We start from the raw sequence: 19,304 nt of genomic DNA on the forward strand, positions 1-19,304 counted from the left end.
TCGTTCCGCCACCGGTGACCAACGGCCCAACGACCCACCAGCCGGCCCGGCAGCAGGCTGTCGCCACACCCCCGATCGATGGACTCGATCGCCCTGCACCAACCGCCGGGATCGCCGGTCATCCAGCCGATGACGATTCGCCGCAGTAGTTGAGGAGACATCCGATGCCCAAGGCTCACCTGGTCGGCGGCGGCATAGCCGCCCTGTCCGCAGCAGCGTTCCTCATCCGGGACGCGGGTTTCGCCGGCGGCGACATCCACCTCTATGAGGGCCAGGACGAGGTCGGCGGCAGCCTCGACGCGGGCGGCACGCCCGAGACGGGGTACACGATGCGCGGCGGCCGGATGTTCGAGGCGCAGTTCCGTTGCACGTACGACCTGTTGTCCGGGATCCCGTCGCTGGACGACCCGTCGAAGTCGGCCACCCAGGACATCTTCGACTCACACGAGGAGTCCCCCTGGGACGACCCCGCGCGGCTGGTGCGGGCGGGTGGCGAGATCTGCGACGGACACGCCATGGGCTTCTCCGAACGCCACCGGCTCGAACTGGTCAAGTGCCTGGCCACGCCCGAGCGGCTGTTGGACGGCAAGCGCATCACGGACTGCTTCGACGAGGACTTCTTCACCACCGACTTCTGGTACATGTGGTGCACCACCTTCGCGTTCGAACCCTGGCACAGTGCCATCGAGTTCCGGCGCTACCTCAAGCGGTTCGTCCACCTCTTCCCGGAGTTCGAGACGATGTCCGGGATCTACCGGACCCGCTACAACCAGTACGACTCGATCGTCCGACCGCTCACCGCCTGGCTCCTGGAGCAGGGCGTCCACCTCCACACCGGCCGCCGGGTCGCGGACCTGGCCTTCCGGCACGGGCCCGGCACGAACGTCGAGCGCATCCACTTCACCGGCAAGCACACCGACCTCCCAGTCGCCGAGGACGACCTCGTGTTCGTCACCAACGGATCGATGACCGCCGACTCCGTCCTCGGCTCCCACACCGCCCCGCCGGCGAACCCGAACACCTCCCTCAGCCCCGACTCCTTCCTGCTGTGGCACCGGATCGCGCGCGGCCGCGACGACTTCGGCAACCCCGCCGTCTTCGACCGCCACCCGGACGAATCCACCTGGGAGTCCTTCACCGTCACCGCCAAGGACCCCGCTTTCCTCGACTGGATGGAGAAGTTCACCGGCCGCCCGACCGGCCGCGGCGGCCTGCTCACCCTCACCGACTCCCCGTGGCTGCTCACCGTCGTCGTCAACCGCCAGCCGGTCTACCAGCAGCAGCCCGAAGGCGTCTCCGTGTGGTGGGGCTACGGCCTCTTCCCCGACAAGCCCGGCACCTTCGTCAAGAAGCCGATGCGGGAGTGCAGCGGCGCGGAGATCCTCCACGAGGTCCTCCAGCACCTGGCCGTGGACCCCGACATCGCCGACCGGATCGCCGGGACCTCGACCGTCGTCCCCTGCCTGATGCCGTACATCACCAGCCAGTTCCTGACGCGCAGCCACGGCGACCGGCCGCAGGTGGTCCCGAGGGGCTCCACCAACCTCGCCTTCATCGGCCAGTACGCCGAGGTCCCCGACGACGTCGTCTTCACCGTCGAGTACTCCGTGCGGACCGCCTGGACCGCCGTCACGAAACTGCTCGACCTCGACCGGCAGCCCCCGGCCGTCTACAAGGGCCACCACGACCCGCACGTCCTGGCCCAGGCGCTGCACACCATGCACCGGAAGTAGCCCGACCGGCTCGCCCCGGGGAGGCGGGCACCGCCCGCCTCCCCGCTGCATGAGCCGGCGCGTCCTTCCCTCAGGCGGGAAGGACGCGCCGGCTCATGCAGCTTCCGGTGCAGCACCCCTGCTTTCCGACACCGAGCCTGCCACGGCCTGGAGGCCCCGTCGGCCCGCGGCACGTGCCCGTCACGGCACCTCGGCCCCGGAGCACACCAGAACGAGGCTTCCCGTCGGGGAGCCTCGTTCTCTCGCGATGCGTCGGTGTCCGCATCCGCGTCCGATCAGGGCCGTCAGACGGTGCGCAGGCCGTGGGCCTCGAACACGGCACGCGCCTGCGCCGTCTGGTCGCCGGTGGGCACCGGGGCGTCCGCCAGCGTGCAGTCCAGGCCCAGCGCGCGCCACTTCGCCACGCCGAGCTTGTGGAACGGAAGGACGTCGACCCGGGTGACGTTGCCCAGCGAGGCGGCGAATGCGGCGACCCCCTCGACGTTCTCGACGGCGTCCGTCAGTCCGGGGACGAGGACGAAGCGGACCCAGACCTCCTTGCCGAGGTCGGCCAGGCGGCGGGCGAAGTCCGGGGTGGGGGCGAGCCGCTGCCCGGTCAGGTGCCGGTAGAGGGCGCGGTCCCAGGACTTGATGTCGATCAGGACCAGGTCGGTGTCGGCGAGCAGCGCGTCGGTGGCGCGGGTGCCCAGGAAGCCGGAGGTGTCCAGCGCGGTGTGTAGCCCGAGGTCGTGCTTGAAGCGGTGCAGCAACTCGCCGGTGAAGACCGGCTGGAGCAACGGCTCACCACCGCTGACGGTGGCGCCGCCGCCCGAAGCGCGGATGAACTCGACGCACTTGGCCGCCTCGCTGACGATCTCGTCCGCGCGGATGCGTCGCCCGTCCCGCAGGTGCCAGGTGTCGGGGTTGTGGCAGTACAGGCAGCGCAGCGGGCAGCCGGCCAGGAAGGCGACGAAGCGGGTGCCGGGGCCGTCGACGCCGGTGGACAGGTCCCAGGAGTGGAACATTCCGGCGGCCGGGCGCCTGGTGACGACGGCGGCCGGTGTCGCGGCCGACGCGGATCGACTCGGCAGGTGGACGGACAGGATGGGGTCGGGCATGGGAATCTCCCGGTCATGCGCGGTGCCGGCGCCCTGGTCGGGGATGCGCCGGCACCGCGTGCGGGGGGTGGGCCTGCAGCGAGGGCTACAGGGCGTCGTGGAAGGTGCGGCCGATCACGTCGAGTTGCTGTTCGTGGGTGAGCCGGACGAAGTTGACCGCGTAGCCGCTGACCCGGATGGTGAGCTGCGGGTACTTCTCCGGGTGGTCCATGGCGTCCAGCAGGGTGTTGCGGTCCAGGACGTTGACGTTCATGTGGAAGCCGCGGCAGGTGGTGTACCCGTCCAGCACGCCGACCAGATTGCGCACCCGTTCCTCGGGGGTGCGGCCGAGCGCGTCCGGGGTGACGGTGTTGGTGAGCGAGATGCCGTCTTCGGCGTGCTCGTACGGCAGCTTCGCGACGGACAGCGCGCTGGCCAGGTAGCCGTGGGCGTCGCGCCCGTTCATCGGGTTGGCGCCGGGGGAGAACGGCTCGCCGGCCCGCCGTCCGTCCGGGGTGTTGCCGGTCTTCTTGCCGTAGACGACGTTGGAGGTGATGGTCAGGACGGACTGGGTGTGCTCGGCGCCCCGGTAGGTGGGGTGCTTGCGCACCTTCGCCATGAAGTCCTCGACCAGTCGGACGGCGATCGAGTCCGCCCGGTCGTCGTTGTTGCCGTACGCCGGGTACTCCCCGTCGACCAGGTAGTCGGTGACCAGCCCGGTCTCGTCCCGCATGGGCCGGACCCTCGCGTACTTGATGGCCGACAGCGAGTCGGCGGCCACAGCGAGCCCGGCGATGCCGCAGGCCATGGTGCGCCGCACGGCTCGGTCGTGGAGGGCCATTTCGAGGCGCTCGTAGGCGTACTTGTCGTGCATGTAGTGGATCACGTCGAGGGCGTGGACGTACGTCTCGGCGAGCCACTCCATCTGCTCGTCGAAGCGGGCCAGCACCTCGTCGTAGTCGAGGACGGCCCCGCCGACCGGTGTGGTGGCCGGGCCGACCTGGGCGCCGGACTTCTCGTCGCGGCCTCCGTTGATCGCGTAGAGCAGGGTCTTGGCGAGGTTGACCCGGGCGCCGAAGAACTGCATCTGCTTGCCGACCTCCATCGCGGAGACGCAGCAGGCGATCGCGGTGTCGTCGCCGAAGCGCGGGCGCATCAGCTCGTCGGACTCGTACTGGACGGAGGAGGTGTCGATGGACACCTTCGCGCAGAACTCCTTGAATCCCCAGGGGAGTCGTGGCGACCAGAAGACGGTCATGTTCGGCTCGGGGGCCGGTCCCAGGTTGTAGAGGGTCTGCAGGTAGCGGAAGGAGGTCCGGGTGACGAGGGTGCGGCCGTCGGTGCCCATGCCGCCGATCGACTCTGTCACCCAGGTCGGGTCCCCGGAGAACAGCTCGTCGTACTCGGGGGTGCGCAGGAAGCGGACGATCCGCAGCTTGATGATGAAGTCGTCGATCAGTTCCTGCGTCTGGCGTTCGGTCAGCAGGCCTGCTTCCAGGTCGCGCTGGAGGTAGACGTCGAGGAAGGTGGAGGTGCGGCCGAGCGACATGGCCGCGCCGTTCTGCTCCTTCACCGCGGCCAGGTAGGCGAAGTAGAGCCATTGGATCGCCTCCCGGCCGGTGCGCGCCGGGCCGGAGATGTCGTGACCGTACCCGGCGGCCATCTCCTTGAGTTCGCCCAGTGCCCGGACCTGCTCGGCGAGTTCCTCGCGTTCGCGGATCGTCTCCTCCAGTCGGGCGGGGTCGGTGGGCGGCGCGTCCAGTTCTGCCTTCTCGGCGCGCTTGGCCTCGACCAGCCGGTCCACGCCGTAGAGGGCGACGCGGCGGTAGTCGCCGATGATCCGGCCACGGCCGTAGGCGTCCGGCAGGCCGGTGATGACGCCGGCTTTGCGGGCGGCGAGGATCTCGGGGGTGTAGGCGTCGAAGACCCCGTCGTTGTGGGTCTTGCGGTAACGGGTGAAGACCTGCTCCAGCTGCGGGTCGACCGGGTAGCCGTAGGTGCGCAGTGCGCCCGCGACCATCCGCCAGCCGCCGTAGGGCATGATCGCGCGCTTGAGCGGGGCGTCGGTCTGCAGGCCGACGATCAGCTCCTTCTCCCGGTCGATCCAGCCGGGGGCGTGCGCGGTGATGCCGGCCGGGACGTCGTAGGCGACGTCGTACACGCCCTTGGCACGTTCCTCGGGGAAGCGGTCGGTGATCTGCCGCCACACCTCGGCGGTGCGCTCGGTCGGGCCGGCCAGGAAGGCGGCGTCGCCCTCGTACGGGGTGTAGTTGTGCTGGATGAAATCACGGACGTCGATCGTGTTGCACCACAGGCCGCCCTTGAAGCCGTCCCAGGCCGTCCGGGTGGTCGCGTCCGTCTGCTGGACAGTCATTTCTGCTCCCGCTTCGATTCCCTCGTCACGATGGTGGTTGGTCGACGGCCCCGGCCCTTGTCCGGAAAGTCCCCGCTGGCCTGGGCCATTGGTCCCTTTCAGACGTGGTCGCCGTAGTAGGCCTGGCGCATCAGGCGCTGCAGGTCGGCGAGCATCGGCATCCGGGGGTTGGCGGGAGCGCACTGGTCCTCGTAGGCGTTCATCGCCTGCTGGGGCACGGCGGCGAGGAAGGCCGCCTCGTCCACGCCCGCCGCCTTGAAGGAGCGCGGGATACCGACCTTGTCGCGCAGTTCCTCGACCGCCGCCGCGAGGGACTCGACGCCCTGCTCCGGGGTCGCGGCCGGCAGGCCGAGCATCCGGGCGGTGGCCTGGTAGCGCTCCGGAGCCACGTAGCTCTGGTACTTGGGCCAGCCGGTGACCTTCGCCGGGGCGGAGCCGTTCCAGCGGATCACGTGCGGCAGCAGCAGGGCGTTGGTGCGGCCGTGGGCGATGTGGAAGGTGGCGCCGAGGGTGTGCGCCATGGCGTGGACCGCACCCAGGAAGGCGGAGCCGAAGGCCATTCCGGCGATCGTCCCGGCGTTGTGCATCTTCTCCCTGGCCACCGGGTCGTCCGGGCCGTTCACCACCGCCCGCTCCAGGTTCTCGAAGATGAGCCGGATGCCCTGGAGCGCCAGGCCGTCGGTGAAGTCGTTGGCGTAGACGGACACGTAGGTCTCGATGCAGTGGGTGAGCGCGTCGAAGCCGGTGTCCGCGGTGACGTGCTTCGGCAGGCCGGTGGTGAGCGCCGGGTCCACGATGGCGACGCTCGGGGTGAGCGCGTAGTCGGCGAGCGGGTACTTCTGGCCGGTGGCGGTGTCGGTGATCACCGCGAAGGGGGTGACCTCGCTGCCGGTGCCCGAGGTGGTCGGGATGCAGACGAGCTTCGCCTTCGCGCCGAGGTCGGGGAAGGTGAAGGCGCGCTTGCGGATGTCGAAGAACTTCTCCTTCAGGTCCGCGAACTCCACCTCCGGGTGCTCGTACATCAGCCACATCACCTTGGCCGCGTCCATCGGCGAGCCGCCGCCGAGCGCGACGATGGTGTCCGGCTCGAACTCCCGCATCAGCGCGGCGCCCTTGCGCACGGTGTCGATGCTCGGATTGGGCTCGACGTCGTCCACCACCCGCACCTCGACCGGCTCGCGGCGGCGGTCGAGCACGCCCCGGATCCGCCCCAGGTGGCCGATCTCCACCATGGTCCGGTCGGTGACGACGACGATCCGGTGGGCGTTCGGCATGCTCGCCAGGTACTTGACCGAGTTGCGCTCGAAGTAGATCTTCGGCGGGACCTTGAACCACTGCATGTTGGTGTTGCGCCGCCCGATCCGCTTGATGTTGACGAGGTTCAGCGCCGAGACGTTCCCGGACACCGAGTTGTGCCCGTAGCTGCCGCAGCCGAGGGTCAGCGAGGGGGTGAAGGCGTTGTAGACGTCGCCGATGCCGCCCTGCGAGCTGGGCGCGTTCCAGATGATCCGGCAGGCCTTGACCGCGTGCCCGAACTCCTCCACGAACGCGGCGTCCTCGGTGTGCACCGCCGCCGAGTGCCCGAGGCCGTCGAACTCCACCATCGCGGTGGCCAGTCCGACGCCCTCCCGGCGCGAACGGGCGGTGAGGACGGCGAGCACCGGGCAGAGCTTCTCCCGGGTCAGCGGCTCGGCCGGCCCGACCCGCTCGCAGTCGGCCAGGATCACCGAGGTGTCGGCCGGCACCTTGAAGCCCGCCGCCTCGGCCACCTGCGCGGCCGAACGGCCCACCGCCGCCGAGTTCAGCCGGCCGCCGGCGCAGCCGGTGCCGTCGCCGGTCCCGAACAGGTAGCGCTCCAGCAGCGCCTTCTCCTCGGCGCTCGCGTGGTGCGCCTTGAGCTTGCGGAACTCGGCGAGCGCGGCGTCGCGGATCTCCGCGTCCAGGACGACGGCCTGTTCGGAGGCGCAGATCATGCCGTTGTCGAAGGACTTCGACAGCACGATGTCGTTCACCGCCTGCTTCAGGTCCGCGCTCTGCTCCACGTACGCAGGGACGTTGCCCGCACCGACTCCTAGGGCCGGCTTGCCGCAGGAGTACGCGGCGCGCACCATCGCGTTGCCGCCGGTGGCCAGGATCGTCGCCACGTCCGGGTGGTTCATCAACGCGCCAGTGGCCGCCATCGACGGCTCCTCGATCCACTGGATGCAGTGCTCCGGGGCCCCCGCCACAACCGCCGCGTCCCGCACGATCCGGGCGGCCTCGGCGGAGCAGCGCTGGGCCGAGGGGTGGAAGGCGAAGACGATCGGGTTGCGGGTCTTGAGGGCCAGCAGGCACTTGAAGATGGTCGTCGAGGTCGGGTTGGTCACCGGGGTGATGCCCGCGACTACGCCGACCGGCTCGGCGATCTCCACGATTCCGTCGATGTCGTCGCGGTGCACCACCCCGACCGTCTTGGTCCCGGCCATCACGTGGGTGACGTTCTCGCAGGCGAAGACGTTCTTGACCGCCTTGTCCTCGAACACCCCGCGCCCGGTCTCCTCCACCGCCCGCACCGCGAGCGCGGTGTGCCGTTCCAGCGCGGCCAGCGACGCCTTCTTGACGATGTGGTCGACCTGTTCCTGGGTGAAGGGGGCGTACTCCTGAAGGGAGGTCAGCGCGTTGGCGACCAGTGTGCCGACGGCGTCGTCGGGGCCTGCCGCCCTGTCCGGGAGTGGTGCCGGGGCGGGAGAGGTCTGTTCCTCGGTCTGCGGGCGACGCGGCATGGCTGGAACACCTTTCGGTTCGTCATCGGAGTTGCGCGCTCGCGGGTCCCGCTCGCGCCTCCACCGTCAGCCTGCCTCGGCACCCTCCGCCTGGGGCCCGGCCAATGGGGCACACCCGAAGGCCGAAGGTCCCTCACCCGCGGACCACCGGTCCCGGTCCGCGCGCCGGAACGCCGGTGGCCGTGGTGCCGACCCGTTCGTCGGTACCACGGCCACCTCGGTGCGGACGGATCAGTCGTGCGGGACGACCGCGACCGGGCTGTGTGCGTGGTGCAGGACGGTATGCGCTACACCGCCCAACCAGGGTGCGGCCGAGTGCAGCCCGGACGTCCGGCGGCCCACCACCGTCAACGAGGCTCCCCGCGACGCCTCCACCAGCGCCCGACCGGCCGGCCAGGCCGTCACCTCGGCCTCGACGCGTACCTGGGGGAACTTCTCACGCCAGGGCGCGAGTGTGTCCTGGAGACGCACCAGCTCCGCCGCCGCCAGGGAGTCCCTGATCTCAGGCTGCCCCACCGACGCCTCCGTCAGGTAGGGCCCGGCGGGAAGCGTGCGGCTCTCCAGCGCCCGAAGCGTCGCGGCCCGCGCGGCGGCCTGTTCGAAGGCGAAGGCGAGTACCTCGCCGCTGGGCAGGGCGCTGTCCAGCCCGACCACCACATCACCGGAGTCGGCCGCCGGTCCGTCCGCCCTGGCTCGCACCAGAACCACGGGGCAGTGGGCACGCGCCGCCGTGCGCAGCGCGATCGAGCCGACCAGCAGGCCGGTGAGCCCGCCCGATCCGCGTGAGCCGACGACCAGCAGGCCGTCCCGCCCGCTGGCGGCGACCAGCGCGTAGGCCGGATTGCCGGGGACGTGCCGACAGGTGACCTCCAGGCCCGGCAGCACGCGCGTGATGTGGTCCCGCACAGCGAGCACCGGCTGCGGAAGGAACTCACCGCCGCCGTCGGCCTCCGTGGGTGTGAACTCCTCTGCCGCCCCGGCGTGGATCATCCACAGCGGCCGGCCACTGCGGTGGGCCTGCCGAGCGGCCCACTCGGCCGCGGCCTTGCTCGGTTCCGATCCGTCGACTCCGACCACTATGGCGTGCGACATGATGACGCTCCTCCCTCATTCGACGGTCGCGGCGCAACTGCACGCGACCTGACGTTCTGACTCCAGGGCCGCCTCGGCGGGTCGGCGGGCGTCCAGCCCGACCACGACCTGCTCACGCGGTTCCGGGCCCGGCGGGTCCGCGGGGAGCACCACGGTCGGGCAGCCGGCCCGGGCGGCCAGGTGCGGGGCAGTGGACCCGATACGCAAGCCGGGGAAGCCGCCGGCTCCGCGGGCGGCGACGACGAGCAGTTCGGCGTCCTCCCCGGCGGCCAGCAGCGCCGCGGTGGCGATGTCGTGGACCTCGTCGGTGCGAGTCTCCAGCTGCGGGTAGCGCACCGCCAGGATGTGGCGGACCTCGTGCAACAGGGCGCCCGGGTCGGGTCGCCGCCCTGCGAACCTCCCGGGGAGCAGATGAGGCATCAGCGGCAGCGCGTGCAGGACGCGCAGCGGGCAGCCGCGCCTCGCGGCGGCCCAGTCGGCGGCGGCCAGGCCGGCTTCGGAACCGTCGATTCCGACGGTGACGGGTAGCTCCATGGTGCTGTTCTCCTGACGGTCGGCCCCCCTGGTTTCGGGTCAGCCCTGCCAGGTCCAGTCGGTGACCTCGGGCAGGTCGGTGCCGTGCTCGCGGATCCAGTCGTGGTGGCGGGTGCGCCGGTCGGCCATCTCCTGGCGCACGGCGGCGGCGCGCACCGCGAGGCCGGGGACGCGGTCGATGACGTCCATGACGAGGCGGTAGCGGTCCACGTCGTTGCGGACCACCATGTCGAACGGCGTGGTGGTGGTGCCGGACTCCTTGTAGCCGCGCACGTGCAGCTGCGGGTGGACGGCACGGCGGTAGGCCAGGCGGTGGATCAGCCACGGGTAGCCGTGGTACGCGAAGATCACCGGCCGGTCGTGGGTGAACAGGGCGTCGAACTCGGCGTCGGGCATCCCGTGCGGGTGTTCCTCCGCGGGCATCAGCCGGGCCAGGTCGACCACGTTGACCACCCGGACGCGGAGGTCGGGCAGGTGCCGGCGGAGCAGATCGGCGGCCGCGAGGACCTCCTGGGTGGGCACGTCCCCGGCGCAGGCCAGGACGACGTCGGGCTCCCGGCTGCTGTCGTCGGTGCCGGCCCATTCCCAGATCCCGGCGCCCCGGGCGCAGTGGGCGCGGGCCTGGTCGAGGGTGAGCCAGTCGAAGCAGGGCTGCTTGCCGGCGACCACGACGTTCACGTAGTCGCGGCTGCGCAGTACGTGGTCGGCGGTGGCGAGCAGGGTGTTGGCGTCCGGTGGGAAGTAGACCCGCACGGCTTCGGGGCTCTTGTTGAGGACGTGGTCGACGAAGCCGGGGTCCTGGTGGGAGAAGCCGTTGTGGTCCTGGCGCCAGACGTGCGAGGTGAGTAGGTAGTTGAGCGAGGCGATGGGTGCGCGCCAGGGCAGCGCGCGGGTGGTGCGCAGCCACTTGATGTGCTGGTTGACCATGGAGTCGACGATGTGGACGAAGGCCTCGTAGCAGGAGAAGAGGCCGTGTCGGCCGGTGAGGAGGTAGCCCTCCAGCCAGCCCTGGCAGGTGTGTTCGGAGAGGATCTCCATCACCCGGCCGTCGTGGGCGAGGTGTTCGTCGACGGGCAGGGTGTCGGCCTGCCAGGCCTTGCCGGTGGCGGTGTAGACGGCCTGGAGGCGGTTGGAGGCGGTCTCGTCCGGGCCGACCAGGCGGAAGTCACGGCGCTCGGCGGTGTCCGCCATCACCCGGGCCAACAGGTCGCCCAGGACCCGGGTGGGCTCGTGCAGCGTCGCACCGGGCTTGTCGACGGGTACGGCGTAGCGCTCCAGCGGCGGCATGGGCAGGTCGCGCAGCAACAGGCCGCCGTTGGCGTGCGGGTTCGCGCCGAGACGGCGGGTGCCTTCGGGGACGCGGTCGAGGACCCGCGCCGCCGGGCGGCCGTGGTCGTCGAACAGTTCCTCCGGCCGGTAGGAGCGCAACCAGTCCTCCAGCTGCCGGAGGTGCGAAGGGTTGGCGCGGACCTGGTCGAGGGGTACCTGGTGGGCGCGCCAGGTGCCTTCCACCGGCAGGCCGTCCACCTCGGCCGGGCCGGTCCAGCCCTTGGGCGTGCGCAGGACGATGAGCGGCCAGTGCGGTCGGCGGGTGCCGCCGTCGGCGCGGGCTTCCTGCTGGATGGCGGTGATCCGGTCCAGGGCGGTGTCCATGGCCCCGGCCATGGCATGGTGAACCGCCAGTGGGTCATTGCCGCCGACGTACAGCGGGTCGTGGCCGTAGCCGCGCAGCAAGGCGTCGAGCTCCCCTTCGGGCAGGCGGGCGAGCACGGTCGGGTTGGCGATCTTGTAGCCGTTGAGGTGCAGGATCGGCAGGACGGCGCCGTCGTGGACGGGGTCGAGGAACTTGTTGCCGTGCCAGGAGGCCGCCAGTGGGCCGGTCTCGGCCTCTCCGTCGCCGATCACGCAGGCGACCAGCAACCCGGGGTTGTCGAAGGCGGCGCCGTAGGCGTGCGAGAGCGCGTAGCCGAGTTCGCCGCCCTCGTGGATCGAACCCGGTGTCTCAGGGGCGACGTGGCTGGGCACACCGCCGGGGAAGGAGAACCGGCGGAACAGCCGGGCCATGCCGGCCTCGTCGCGGGTGACGTCCGGGTAGGTGTCTGTGTAGCTGCCGTCCAGCCAGGAGTTCGCGAGGACGGCGGGCCCGCCGTGACCGGGGCCCCAGACGCAGACGGCGTCGAGGTCCCGTGCGCTGATCACACGGTTGAGGTGGGTGTGGACAAGGTTGAGGCCGGGCGAGGTGCCCCAGTGGCCCAGCAACCGGGGTTTGATGTGCTCTGGGCGCAGCGGCTCGCGCAGCAGCGGGTTCGCCATCAGGTAGATCTGGCCCGCCGCGAGGTAGTTGGCGGCCCGCCAGTGGGTGTCGAGCGCCCGGATCTCCTCGTCGGACGGTCCACCGGGAGCCGAACTGGGGGTGACGGACATGGCTGTGGTCTCCTCGGAGTCTGCCGGCTTCACCGACCGCCACGGGCGGTCGGCACTCATCGTCGCCCCGCGGCCGGAGCTTCCGCAGGGCCGAACGGGCCACATTCCGCGAGGGAGAACGGGCCGGTGGTCCCTGCTCGTCCGGGCCTCACTCGAACGGCCCCGGCCCGCCACCCGCCGCCGGGACGTACGGCCCGGGAAAGGGGACTGCCGGCCCTGCGTGGAGGTGCCGCTTCTGCCGCAGGCTGGCGGCACCTGCCGAACGGTGCAAGTACTCCGGACGGGCGGGCGCGACGACGAATGGACGGATCATGATCGACTGTGGGCGCGAGACGAAGGCCTACCTGGTCGGCGGCGGAATAGCGGCACTGGCCGCCGCGGCCTTCCTGATCCGCGACGGCGACTTCCCCGGCAGGAAAGTCCAGCAGGCCGACCACTGCGGCTGGACGGAACCCACCGTGATAGAGGTGTCCGGGTCGTAGGGCAGGCCCAGCGTCCGGTGGAGCCTGACCTGCACCGGCATCTCGACCTCACCCGGGTGTAGACCGCGGTGACCCGTAAGCCGTTGCGGTACTCCTCCGCCCGCAGCGACTCGGCCAGCGCCTTCAGCGCGAACTTCGAGGCGGCGTCACCGCCCAGGCCGGGAGGCGCGTGCGGCCCGGCCCCCAAGTCCAGGAACACCACGTGCCCCCGGGCTCCGCGCAGCGCGGGCAGCACCAGACGGGTCAGCCGTCCTGGCGCCACCCCGTTGACCGCCAGTATCTCCTGCCACGCCGCCGCGTCGAATCCGGCCGCCGTCCCGGTTCCAGGACCCCGGCGACGTGCCGCAAAAAGTCCAGCCGGTCCGGAAGCCCCTGCTTCTCCAGTGCGGTGACCAGGACCGACGGCTCGGCGAGATCCGCCACCACGGTTCGGCTCCTCAAGAACCGTGTACCCAGCGCCTCCGCCCGTTCCTCGTTCCTGGCCAGCAGCCACGGTTCCTCGCCGTGCTCCGCGAGCAGCCCCGCCACGGTGGCTCCGATGCCCGAACCGGCACGGGTGATGAGGTGGACGCCCATGGTGCGCTCCTGCCCGGGGGAGCCGCGGCGGAACGCCCGTTTCACGCCGAACCGGGCCGAACAGCCAGCAGCGCCGGGAGCGGCCCCACCCGCTCCCGGCGCTTCGTCCTGGTCCGGGTCAAGCTCCCACAACCGACCTGGATTTCACCCGCGCTACTGGTCCGCGGGAGTGATCAGTCCGTAGTGGCCGTCGTACCGGTGGTACAGGATGTTGCCGCGACCGGTCGAGGCGTCCGTGAAGAAGACGAACGGCAGGCCGCCCAGGTCGAGACGCGCGACCGCCTCGGCGACGGTGATCTCGGGGACGCCGGCGGTGCTCACCGAGATACCCGCTTCGGCCTCGGGCGCCGGACCGGCCGAGGAGATCCGGTACTCCCCCGCCGTCCCGTCCCGGTAGACGACGCTGTCGCAGTTCGTCACCGTGTCGGTGTACAGGTGGAAGTCGTAGTCCATCGCCTCCAGTTCGAATACCGCCGCCCACGCACTCTGCCGCGCGAGGCTGTAGGTCTTGTGTCGCTCGATGCGGCGCTCCTCCGTGCCCAGCGCGCGGCGCTGCGGCCGGTGTTCGTGCCCGGCGGCCGCGTGTGCCTCGTTGTGGTGGCGGGCGTGGCGGTGGGTCCGGAGGCGGGCGATCCTGGCGTTCAGGCGGTCCTGGAGCAGGTCGACGGCCTCCTGCATGGTGGTGGCGGCGACGTGGGCGCGCACGGGCCGTCCGTTGAGGTCGACCGTGGCCTGGGCGATCGACGGCTTGGCGACCGCGTGGTTGGCCTCCTGGGTGAGCTTCACCCGGGCCGCGAGGACCGGCTCGTCGAGGCGTTCGAGCACCGCGAGCAGCTTGGTCCGGGCGTATTCGGGCGCGGCCAGAGAGACTTCGCCACGGGCCGTCACCAGGACCTCGGTGGCGGGTCGGGTCTGCAGACGGGTCATCGCAGTTTCCTTTCCGGGTGGTTTTCAGACTGCCGCGCGCTGATCGGCCGGGCCGAGGTCCGAAGGTCCCGCCGGCAACGCCTTGGGTCCCTCCCCCGCGGCCCCCGGCAGTGCGCGGACCGTGGTGCCTGTGGTGCCGAGGATCGTGCCGAGGGCGTTGTCGAGGGGGCCGATGGCCGCGAGATGGCCGGTCCGCTCCGCGAAGGCGGCGGCGGCCTCGGCCTTGGGCCGCATCGACCCTTCCGGCAGGTCCAGTTCGCGCAGCCGGTCGGGTGTGACGCTGACCAGGGGGCCGGGGCGGGTGGAACCGAAGCGGGTGAATACGTGGGTGACGTCGGTGAGTATCAGCAGCGCGTCGGCGTCGAGCTGTTCGGCGAGAAGCGCCGAGGCCAGGTCCTTGTCGACGACGGCCTCGACTCCGCGCACGCGGCCGGTGTCCGGGTCCCGCGTGACCGGGACACCACCGCCCCCGGCGGCGATCACCACTGCGCCCGTGGCCAGGAGGGCCCGGATGGACGGGAGTTCGACGATCGCGGTGGGGCGGGGCGAGGGGACGACCCGGCGGAGGTGTTCACCGTCGCGCGCCGTGGTCCAGCCGCGCTCGGTCTCCATCGTCCTGGCCTGCTGCTCGGTGAGCTGCCCGCCGATGAACTTCCCGGGCCACCCGAACGCGGGGTCGTGCGGGTCCACCTCGGTGTGGGTGGTCAGCGCAGTGACGGGGTGCCCGGGCAGTCGGCCCAGGAGCTCGCGGACGAGCAGGGTGGCGATCATGCCCTGGGTCTGGGCGCCGAGGACGTCCAGCGGGTAGGGCGCGGCGAGCGCCGGGTCGGCCTCGCTCTCCTCGGCGAGCAGGCCGATCTGCGGGCCGTTGCCGTGGGTGATCACCAACTCGTGTCCGGCGGTGACGAGTTCGGCCAACGAGCGGGCGGCATCGTGGACGTGGTGCTGCTGGATGTCGGCGTCGGGGTGTTCGCCCCGCTGGAGCAGGGCGTTCCCTCCGAGTGCGGCGACGATGCGCATGATCAGTCCCTTCGGAGGGTGGCGACCAGGATCGCCTTGATGGTGTGCATGCGGTTCTCGGCCTGGTCGAAGACCAGCGAGGCCGGCGACTCGAAGACCTCGTCGGTGACTTCGAGGCCGTCGAGCCCGTGCTCGGCGGCGAGTTCCGCGCCCAGGTCGGTGCGGCGGTCGTGCAGGGCGGGCAGGCAGTGCAGGAAGGCCGTGTCCGGATTCCCGGTGGCCGCCAGCGTCTTGGCATTGACCTGGTACGGCAGCAACCGGGCGATGCGCTCAGGCCACCGGGCGTGGTCCTCGCCCATGGACACCCATACGTCGGTGTAGAGGTAGTCCGCTCCGCGCACCGCCTCCTCGACCTCGTCGGTGAGCGTGAACCGGGCGCCGCTGTCCCGGCCGAGCCGGAGGCACTCCGAGACGAGCTCCGAATCGGGCCACAGGTCGCGCGGGGCCGCGATGCGCACGTCCATACCGAGCAGACTGCCCATGACCATCAGGGAGTTGGCGGTGTTGTTGCGGGCGTCGCCGAGGTAGCAGAAGGAGATCTCCCCCAGCGGCTTTGCGCTGTGCTCACGCATCGTGAACACGTCGCACAGGCTCTGGGTGGGGTGGCACTGGTCGGTGAGGCCGTTGTACACGGGGACACCGGCACGGGCCGCGAGTTCGGTGACGGCGTCCTGGTCGAAGCCGCGGTACTCGATGGCGTCGTACATCCGGCCGAGGACGCGGGCGGTGTCGGCGATGCTCTCCTTGTGGCCGATGTGCGAGCCGTCCGGGCCGAGGTAGGTGGTCATGGCGCCCTGGTCGGCCGCGGCGACCTCGAAGGCGCAGCGGGTCCGGGTGGAGCTCTTCTCGAAGATCAGGGCGATCCGGCGGCCGGTCAGCCGGGGGATCTCAGTGCCCGCCCGCCGGGCCGCCTTCAGCTCGGCGGCGAGGTCGAGAAGGTGGTGGATCTCGGCGGCGGTGAAGTCGAGTTCGCGCAGGTAGTGGCGGCCGGTGAGGTCGGCGGTCATGACGGTTGCTCCTCGGTGGTCAGTTGACGGGGTCGCGCTGGATCGGGCAGCTCATGCAGCGCGGGCCGCCCCGGCCGCGGCCGAGCTCGGAGCCGGCGATGGTGACGATCTCGACGCCCTGCTTGCGCAGGTAGGTGTTGGTGGCGGTGTTGCGCTCGTAGCCGACGACGACGCCGGGGGCGAGGGCGAGGAAGTTGCTGCCGTCGTCCCACTGCTCGCGCTCGGCGGCCCGCTCGTCCTGCTCGGCGGACAGGAAGCGGACCTTGTCCAGGTCTAGGGCCTCCGCAAGAGAGGCGGCGAGGTCGGTGTCGGTCCGCACGTCGAAGCCGGTCAGGAGCTCGGGGGCGGGGGTGAGGGTCCAGGAGCGCAGGCCGTCGGCCAGGCCCGGGTAGACGGTGAAGGTGTCCCGGTCGATCATCGTCAGGACGGTGTCCAGGTGCATGAACGCCCGGCTCTCCGGCAGGCCGACGGCGATCAGCCGGTGCGCGGTGCCGGTCAGGAACAGCTGCTGGGCGAGGGTTTCGACAGCCTGCGCGGTGGTGCGCTCGCCCATCCCGACCATGACGACGCCCGGTGCGACGACGTGGACGTCCCCGCCCTCCAGGCTCAGCCCGGGCGGCGTGGTGGTGCCGTCGAGCAGCGGAGGCGCGGTCTCGGCGAACAGCGGGTGGAAACGGTAGATCGCGGCGGTGTGCAGGGTCTCCCGCCGACGGGCCGGCTTCGCCATCGGGTTCAGGCTGTAACGGCCGCCGATCCAGCAGGAGTTGTCCCGCGGGAAGAGGTGGTTGGGCAGCGGCGGGAGGGCGAAGTCCTGCTCCCCGAGGGTGTTCCAGTGCAGGCTGCGGGGGCTGCGCAGCGGCAGGTCGTCCTTGAGTACGCCGCCGATCAGGTATTCGGCGAGGGTGGTGCCGTCGAGCTGCTCGCACAGCTCCCGGACCGGCTCGACGAGCGCGGGCCCGACGGTGGCCTCGGTGACCACCTGGCCGAGCAGCCAGGCCCGGGCGGGCGGCAGGTCGAGCGTCTCGGCAAGGAGATCGGCGTAGTGGTGGACGCGCACGCCGTGGTCGCGCAGGACCTGGGCGAAGGCGCCGTGCTCCTCGCGGGCGCGCTTGGCCCACAGGATGTCGTCGAAGAGCAGCTCGTCGACGTTGCGCGGGGTCAGCCGGGCGAGCTCCAGGCCCGGGCGGTGCAGGATCACCTGCCGCAGGCGGCCGGCTTCCGAGTCGACACGCAGGGTGGACATCTCGGTGTACTCCCTTGTTCTCAGTGCTGCTGGCGCGGCGTCAGCGCGCGCAGGACGATGGTGGCGAAGCCGACCGGGCGGGCGGTTCGGGCCGCCTTGGCGGGCGGTGCGTCGCGGCGGGCTGGACGGATGTCGGTCGGTCGGGTGTCGGTGCCGGTATCCGTAAGCGCGTCGGTCGCGGGTCGGGCGTGCGGTCGCTTCAGCCAGATGTAGACCGGGATGCCGAGCAGGATGGTGAAGAGGCCGTAGTAGACGGTCTGGTAGCCGCTGCCCTGGATCGACCAGTACGAGAAGGCCAGTGCGAGGACGGTGACGGCCGTGTCGCGGGTGAGGCGGCGCCGGTCCAGCTGCTCCCTGCCGTGCAGCGCCAGCCAGTACAGCTGCGCGGCCGCCGAGACCAGGTAGGGGATGACGGCGGTCAGCACGCTCAGCAGCACGATCTCGGTGAAGACCTTGGTGAACCGGGTGTAGCTGATCACGGTGAGCACCGACGCGAGGACGGTCGCCGAGACGATGCCGAAGGCCGGTACCTCGCCTCGGCCGCGGGTGCCGGCGAACGCGGACGGGAACAGTCCGTCGCGGGCGGCGGCCATCGGCATCTCCGCACAGATCAGCGTCCAGCCGTTCAGTGCCCCGAGCCCGGAGACGATCGCGGCGACGGCGACCAGGTTCCCGGCCCAGTGTCCGCCCGCGATGCCGTTCATCGCATCGGTGAACGGCGCCGTGGAGGAAGCGAGTTGCGCGTGCGGCACGGTACCGAACACGGCGAGGGTGCCGAGCAGGTAGATCGCCGCGCAGGCCAGGGTGCCGTAGATGGTCGCCCGCGGCACGTTGCGCTTGGGTTCGCGCACCCGCCCGGCCGCCACCGAGGCGGTCTCCAGGCCGATGTAGCTGAACAGCGCGATCGCCCCGGCCGCCGAGACGGCGCCCATCGCCGAGCCGCCGCTCGCGTTGAAGGCCCCGAGGTTTCCGGACTTCACGAACAGCAGGCCGGCCGTCGCCATGAACGCCAGCGGCAGGAACTTGAGCACCGTGGTGACCACCTGGAAAGCGCCGATGCTGCGCACGCCGGTCAGGTTGACGATCGCGGGCAGCCACAGACCCACCAGGGCTATCGCGATCGAGGCCCAGGTGTGGTGGTCCTTGTTGACGAACACCTCGACGTAGCCGACCCAGGCCACGGCGATGGCCGCGTTCCCGGCCCAGGCCGTGATCCAGTACGACCAGGCGGTCAGGAACCCGGCGAACTCGCCGAATGCCTCTCGGGCGTAGACGTAGGGCCCGCCGCTGCCCGGCACCCGCTCCGACAGCCGCCCGAAGGTCACGGCGAGCGTCAGCGCCCCGACGGTCACCAGGACGAACGCCACCAGCGCGATCGGCCCGTACGGCGCGAGCGCCGACGGCAGCGCGAACACGCCGGTACCGATGATGCTGCCGACCACCAGCGCGGTGGCACCCGGCAACCCGAACGTGCCGCTGCGCCGTCGCGGTCCGTCCTCCGCCGTGCTCACCGGTGGTCTCCCGCGGTCGTGTACGGACATCAGAGGCTCCTTTGCCAGGTGCTGAACCATGCGGATGGGCCTGGCCTTCGCCGCCACCCGCCGAGAAAGATCTTCGGATCGGCGGGCAGCGCATCCCATGGGCCGACAGTCCCGTTCCCCCGCCCCAGCGGTCCCTGCCTCCCCCGCCCGATGGTCCCGAGGAGTCACGTCGCGCACCGGCGCGCGACGCACTGCCCGCCGCGCCCCGCAGGGACCACCGGCCCACCACCGGGTCCCGTCAGTCCCTTGGCTCCCGCTCGGCCCGACGGGAGATTCGTGCACAGCCGGTCGGCACCTGGCCCCGGCCCAAAGCGACAGGTGAGGAGCGGTCGTGACGACACGACAGGTCATGGTGGGTCTCGACGGGTCACCGCAGAGCGAGGCCGCCGCCGCGTGGGCGGCGCAGGAGGCTCAGAGGCTCGGATCGGCACTGTGCCTTCTCCACGTCTGGCCCTGGCTGAGCGACGAGAACGTGGACCGGTCGAACCCCGGTGACCTCAGGCCCGCCCTCAC

At 71.2% G+C, this 19,304-nt stretch carries 14 protein-coding genes and 2 pseudogenes; 3 read left to right on the top strand and 13 right to left on the bottom strand.

Annotated elements, in window-relative coordinates; all coding sequences use genetic code 11:
* Positions 1 to 164: 164 nt before the first annotated feature.
* Complete coding sequence (locus BOQ63_RS08120) at positions 165 to 1,733, top strand: oleate hydratase (RefSeq protein ID WP_072653949.1); 1,569 nt, start codon at positions 165 to 167, stop codon at positions 1,731 to 1,733.
* 284 nt (positions 1,734 to 2,017) lie between these two features.
* Here the strand turns inward: BOQ63_RS08120 and pflA are convergent, their stop codons facing one another.
* From pflA to BOQ63_RS08150, 6 genes are all read right to left on the bottom strand, one after another.
* Positions 2,018 to 2,830, bottom strand: coding sequence for a pyruvate formate-lyase-activating protein (pflA, locus tag BOQ63_RS08125; protein WP_072653950.1), 813 nt, complete (start codon positions 2,828 to 2,830; stop codon positions 2,018 to 2,020).
* 85 nt (positions 2,831 to 2,915) lie between these two features.
* Entirely contained in the window at positions 2,916 to 5,183 is a 2,268-nt protein-coding gene (gene pflB, locus BOQ63_RS08130) for a formate C-acetyltransferase (protein WP_072653951.1), read from the bottom strand.
* Between the two features lie 98 nt (positions 5,184 to 5,281).
* Positions 5,282 to 7,945, bottom strand: a complete 2,664-nt coding sequence (gene adhE / locus BOQ63_RS08135; RefSeq protein WP_072653952.1) for a bifunctional acetaldehyde-CoA/alcohol dehydrogenase — start codon at positions 7,943 to 7,945, stop codon at positions 5,282 to 5,284.
* Between the two features lie 231 nt (positions 7,946 to 8,176).
* The gene (locus BOQ63_RS08140) at positions 8,177 to 9,037 is read right to left on the bottom strand and encodes a universal stress protein (protein ID WP_030284643.1); all 861 of its coding nucleotides are present in this window, start codon (positions 9,035 to 9,037) and stop codon (positions 8,177 to 8,179) included.
* 15 nt (positions 9,038 to 9,052) lie between these two features.
* Positions 9,053 to 9,571: a universal stress protein gene (locus BOQ63_RS08145; RefSeq protein WP_051746900.1), complete on the bottom strand. Its 519-nt coding sequence runs from the start codon at positions 9,569 to 9,571 to the stop codon at positions 9,053 to 9,055.
* A 39-nt stretch (positions 9,572 to 9,610) separates the two neighbouring features.
* The gene (locus tag BOQ63_RS08150; RefSeq protein WP_072653953.1) at positions 9,611 to 11,995 is read right to left on the bottom strand and encodes a phosphoketolase family protein; all 2,385 of its coding nucleotides are present in this window, start codon (positions 11,993 to 11,995) and stop codon (positions 9,611 to 9,613) included.
* A 311-nt stretch (positions 11,996 to 12,306) separates the two neighbouring features.
* Here BOQ63_RS08150 and BOQ63_RS08155 point away from each other — a divergent pair, with 311 nt between their 5' ends.
* Positions 12,307 to 12,477 carry an oleate hydratase gene (locus tag BOQ63_RS08155; protein ID WP_223885871.1) on the top strand — a complete coding sequence of 57 codons (171 nt, stop codon included), beginning with the start codon at positions 12,307 to 12,309 and terminating at the stop codon, positions 12,475 to 12,477.
* A gap of 115 nt (positions 12,478 to 12,592) precedes the next feature.
* Here BOQ63_RS08155 and BOQ63_RS08160 read toward each other — a convergent pair.
* The 7 genes and pseudogenes from BOQ63_RS08160 to BOQ63_RS08190 form a co-directional block, all read right to left on the bottom strand.
* Positions 12,593 to 12,739, bottom strand: a pseudogene (locus tag BOQ63_RS08160) (SDR family oxidoreductase); the annotation flags it as partial.
* Entirely contained in the window at positions 12,721 to 13,053 is a 333-nt protein-coding gene (locus BOQ63_RS08165; protein WP_072653954.1) for an SDR family oxidoreductase, read from the bottom strand. The gene BOQ63_RS08165 and the pseudogene BOQ63_RS08160, both read right to left, overlap by 19 nt.
* Before the next feature lie 153 nt (positions 13,054 to 13,206).
* Positions 13,207 to 13,980 carry a ribosome hibernation promotion factor gene (locus BOQ63_RS08170; RefSeq protein WP_030284637.1) on the bottom strand — a complete coding sequence of 258 codons (774 nt, stop codon included), beginning with the start codon at positions 13,978 to 13,980 and terminating at the stop codon, positions 13,207 to 13,209.
* 24 nt (positions 13,981 to 14,004) lie between these two features.
* Positions 14,005 to 15,000: a carbamate kinase gene (locus tag BOQ63_RS08175; protein ID WP_072653955.1), complete on the bottom strand. Its 996-nt coding sequence runs from the start codon at positions 14,998 to 15,000 to the stop codon at positions 14,005 to 14,007.
* A gap of 2 nt (positions 15,001 to 15,002) precedes the next feature.
* Positions 15,003 to 16,007 carry an ornithine carbamoyltransferase gene (gene argF, locus BOQ63_RS08180; protein ID WP_030284633.1) on the bottom strand — a complete coding sequence of 335 codons (1,005 nt, stop codon included), beginning with the start codon at positions 16,005 to 16,007 and terminating at the stop codon, positions 15,003 to 15,005.
* A gap of 19 nt (positions 16,008 to 16,026) precedes the next feature.
* On the bottom strand, positions 16,027 to 17,250 hold the full coding sequence (locus BOQ63_RS08185) for an arginine deiminase (protein ID WP_030553001.1): 1,224 nt from the start codon (positions 17,248 to 17,250) through the stop codon (positions 16,027 to 16,029).
* 20 nt (positions 17,251 to 17,270) lie between these two features.
* Complete coding sequence (locus tag BOQ63_RS08190; protein ID WP_107488476.1) at positions 17,271 to 18,791, bottom strand: amino acid permease; 1,521 nt, start codon at positions 18,789 to 18,791, stop codon at positions 17,271 to 17,273.
* A gap of 349 nt (positions 18,792 to 19,140) precedes the next feature.
* Here BOQ63_RS08190 and BOQ63_RS08195 point away from each other — a divergent pair.
* Positions 19,141 to 19,275, top strand: a pseudogene (locus tag BOQ63_RS08195) (universal stress protein); the annotation flags it as partial.
* Positions 19,276 to 19,304: the final 29 nt, after the last annotated feature.

This window comes from Streptomyces viridifaciens (assembly GCF_001888885.2).
Taxonomy (GTDB): Bacteria; Actinomycetota; Actinomycetes; order Streptomycetales; family Streptomycetaceae; genus Kitasatospora; species Kitasatospora aureofaciens.

Excerpts from the sequence above, each read along its gene's own strand:
- argF (WP_030284633.1), bottom strand. The coding sequence starts at position 16,007 with ATGACCGCCGACCTCACCGGCCGCCACTACCTGCGCGAACTCGACTTC.
- pflB (WP_072653951.1), bottom strand. The coding sequence starts at position 5,183 with ATGACTGTCCAGCAGACGGACGCGACCACCCGGACGGCCTGGGACGGC.
- BOQ63_RS08140 (WP_030284643.1), bottom strand. The coding sequence starts at position 9,037 with ATGTCGCACGCCATAGTGGTCGGAGTCGACGGATCGGAACCGAGCAAG.
- pflA (WP_072653950.1), bottom strand. The coding sequence starts at position 2,830 with ATGCCCGACCCCATCCTGTCCGTCCACCTGCCGAGTCGATCCGCGTCG.
- BOQ63_RS08165 (WP_072653954.1), bottom strand. The coding sequence starts at position 13,053 with ATGGGCGTCCACCTCATCACCCGTGCCGGTTCGGGCATCGGAGCCACC.
- BOQ63_RS08170 (WP_030284637.1), bottom strand. The coding sequence starts at position 13,980 with ATGACCCGTCTGCAGACCCGACCCGCCACCGAGGTCCTGGTGACGGCC.
- BOQ63_RS08175 (WP_072653955.1), bottom strand. The coding sequence starts at position 15,000 with ATGCGCATCGTCGCCGCACTCGGAGGGAACGCCCTGCTCCAGCGGGGC.
- BOQ63_RS08145 (WP_051746900.1), bottom strand. The coding sequence starts at position 9,571 with ATGGAGCTACCCGTCACCGTCGGAATCGACGGTTCCGAAGCCGGCCTG.
- BOQ63_RS08120 (WP_072653949.1), top strand. The coding sequence starts at position 165 with ATGCCCAAGGCTCACCTGGTCGGCGGCGGCATAGCCGCCCTGTCCGCA.
- BOQ63_RS08150 (WP_072653953.1), bottom strand. The coding sequence starts at position 11,995 with ATGTCCGTCACCCCCAGTTCGGCTCCCGGTGGACCGTCCGACGAGGAG.
- BOQ63_RS08190 (WP_107488476.1), bottom strand. The coding sequence starts at position 18,791 with ATGTCCGTACACGACCGCGGGAGACCACCGGTGAGCACGGCGGAGGAC.
- BOQ63_RS08155 (WP_223885871.1), top strand. The coding sequence starts at position 12,307 with ATGATCGACTGTGGGCGCGAGACGAAGGCCTACCTGGTCGGCGGCGGA.
- BOQ63_RS08185 (WP_030553001.1), bottom strand. The coding sequence starts at position 17,250 with ATGTCCACCCTGCGTGTCGACTCGGAAGCCGGCCGCCTGCGGCAGGTG.
- adhE (WP_072653952.1), bottom strand. The coding sequence starts at position 7,945 with ATGCCGCGTCGCCCGCAGACCGAGGAACAGACCTCTCCCGCCCCGGCA.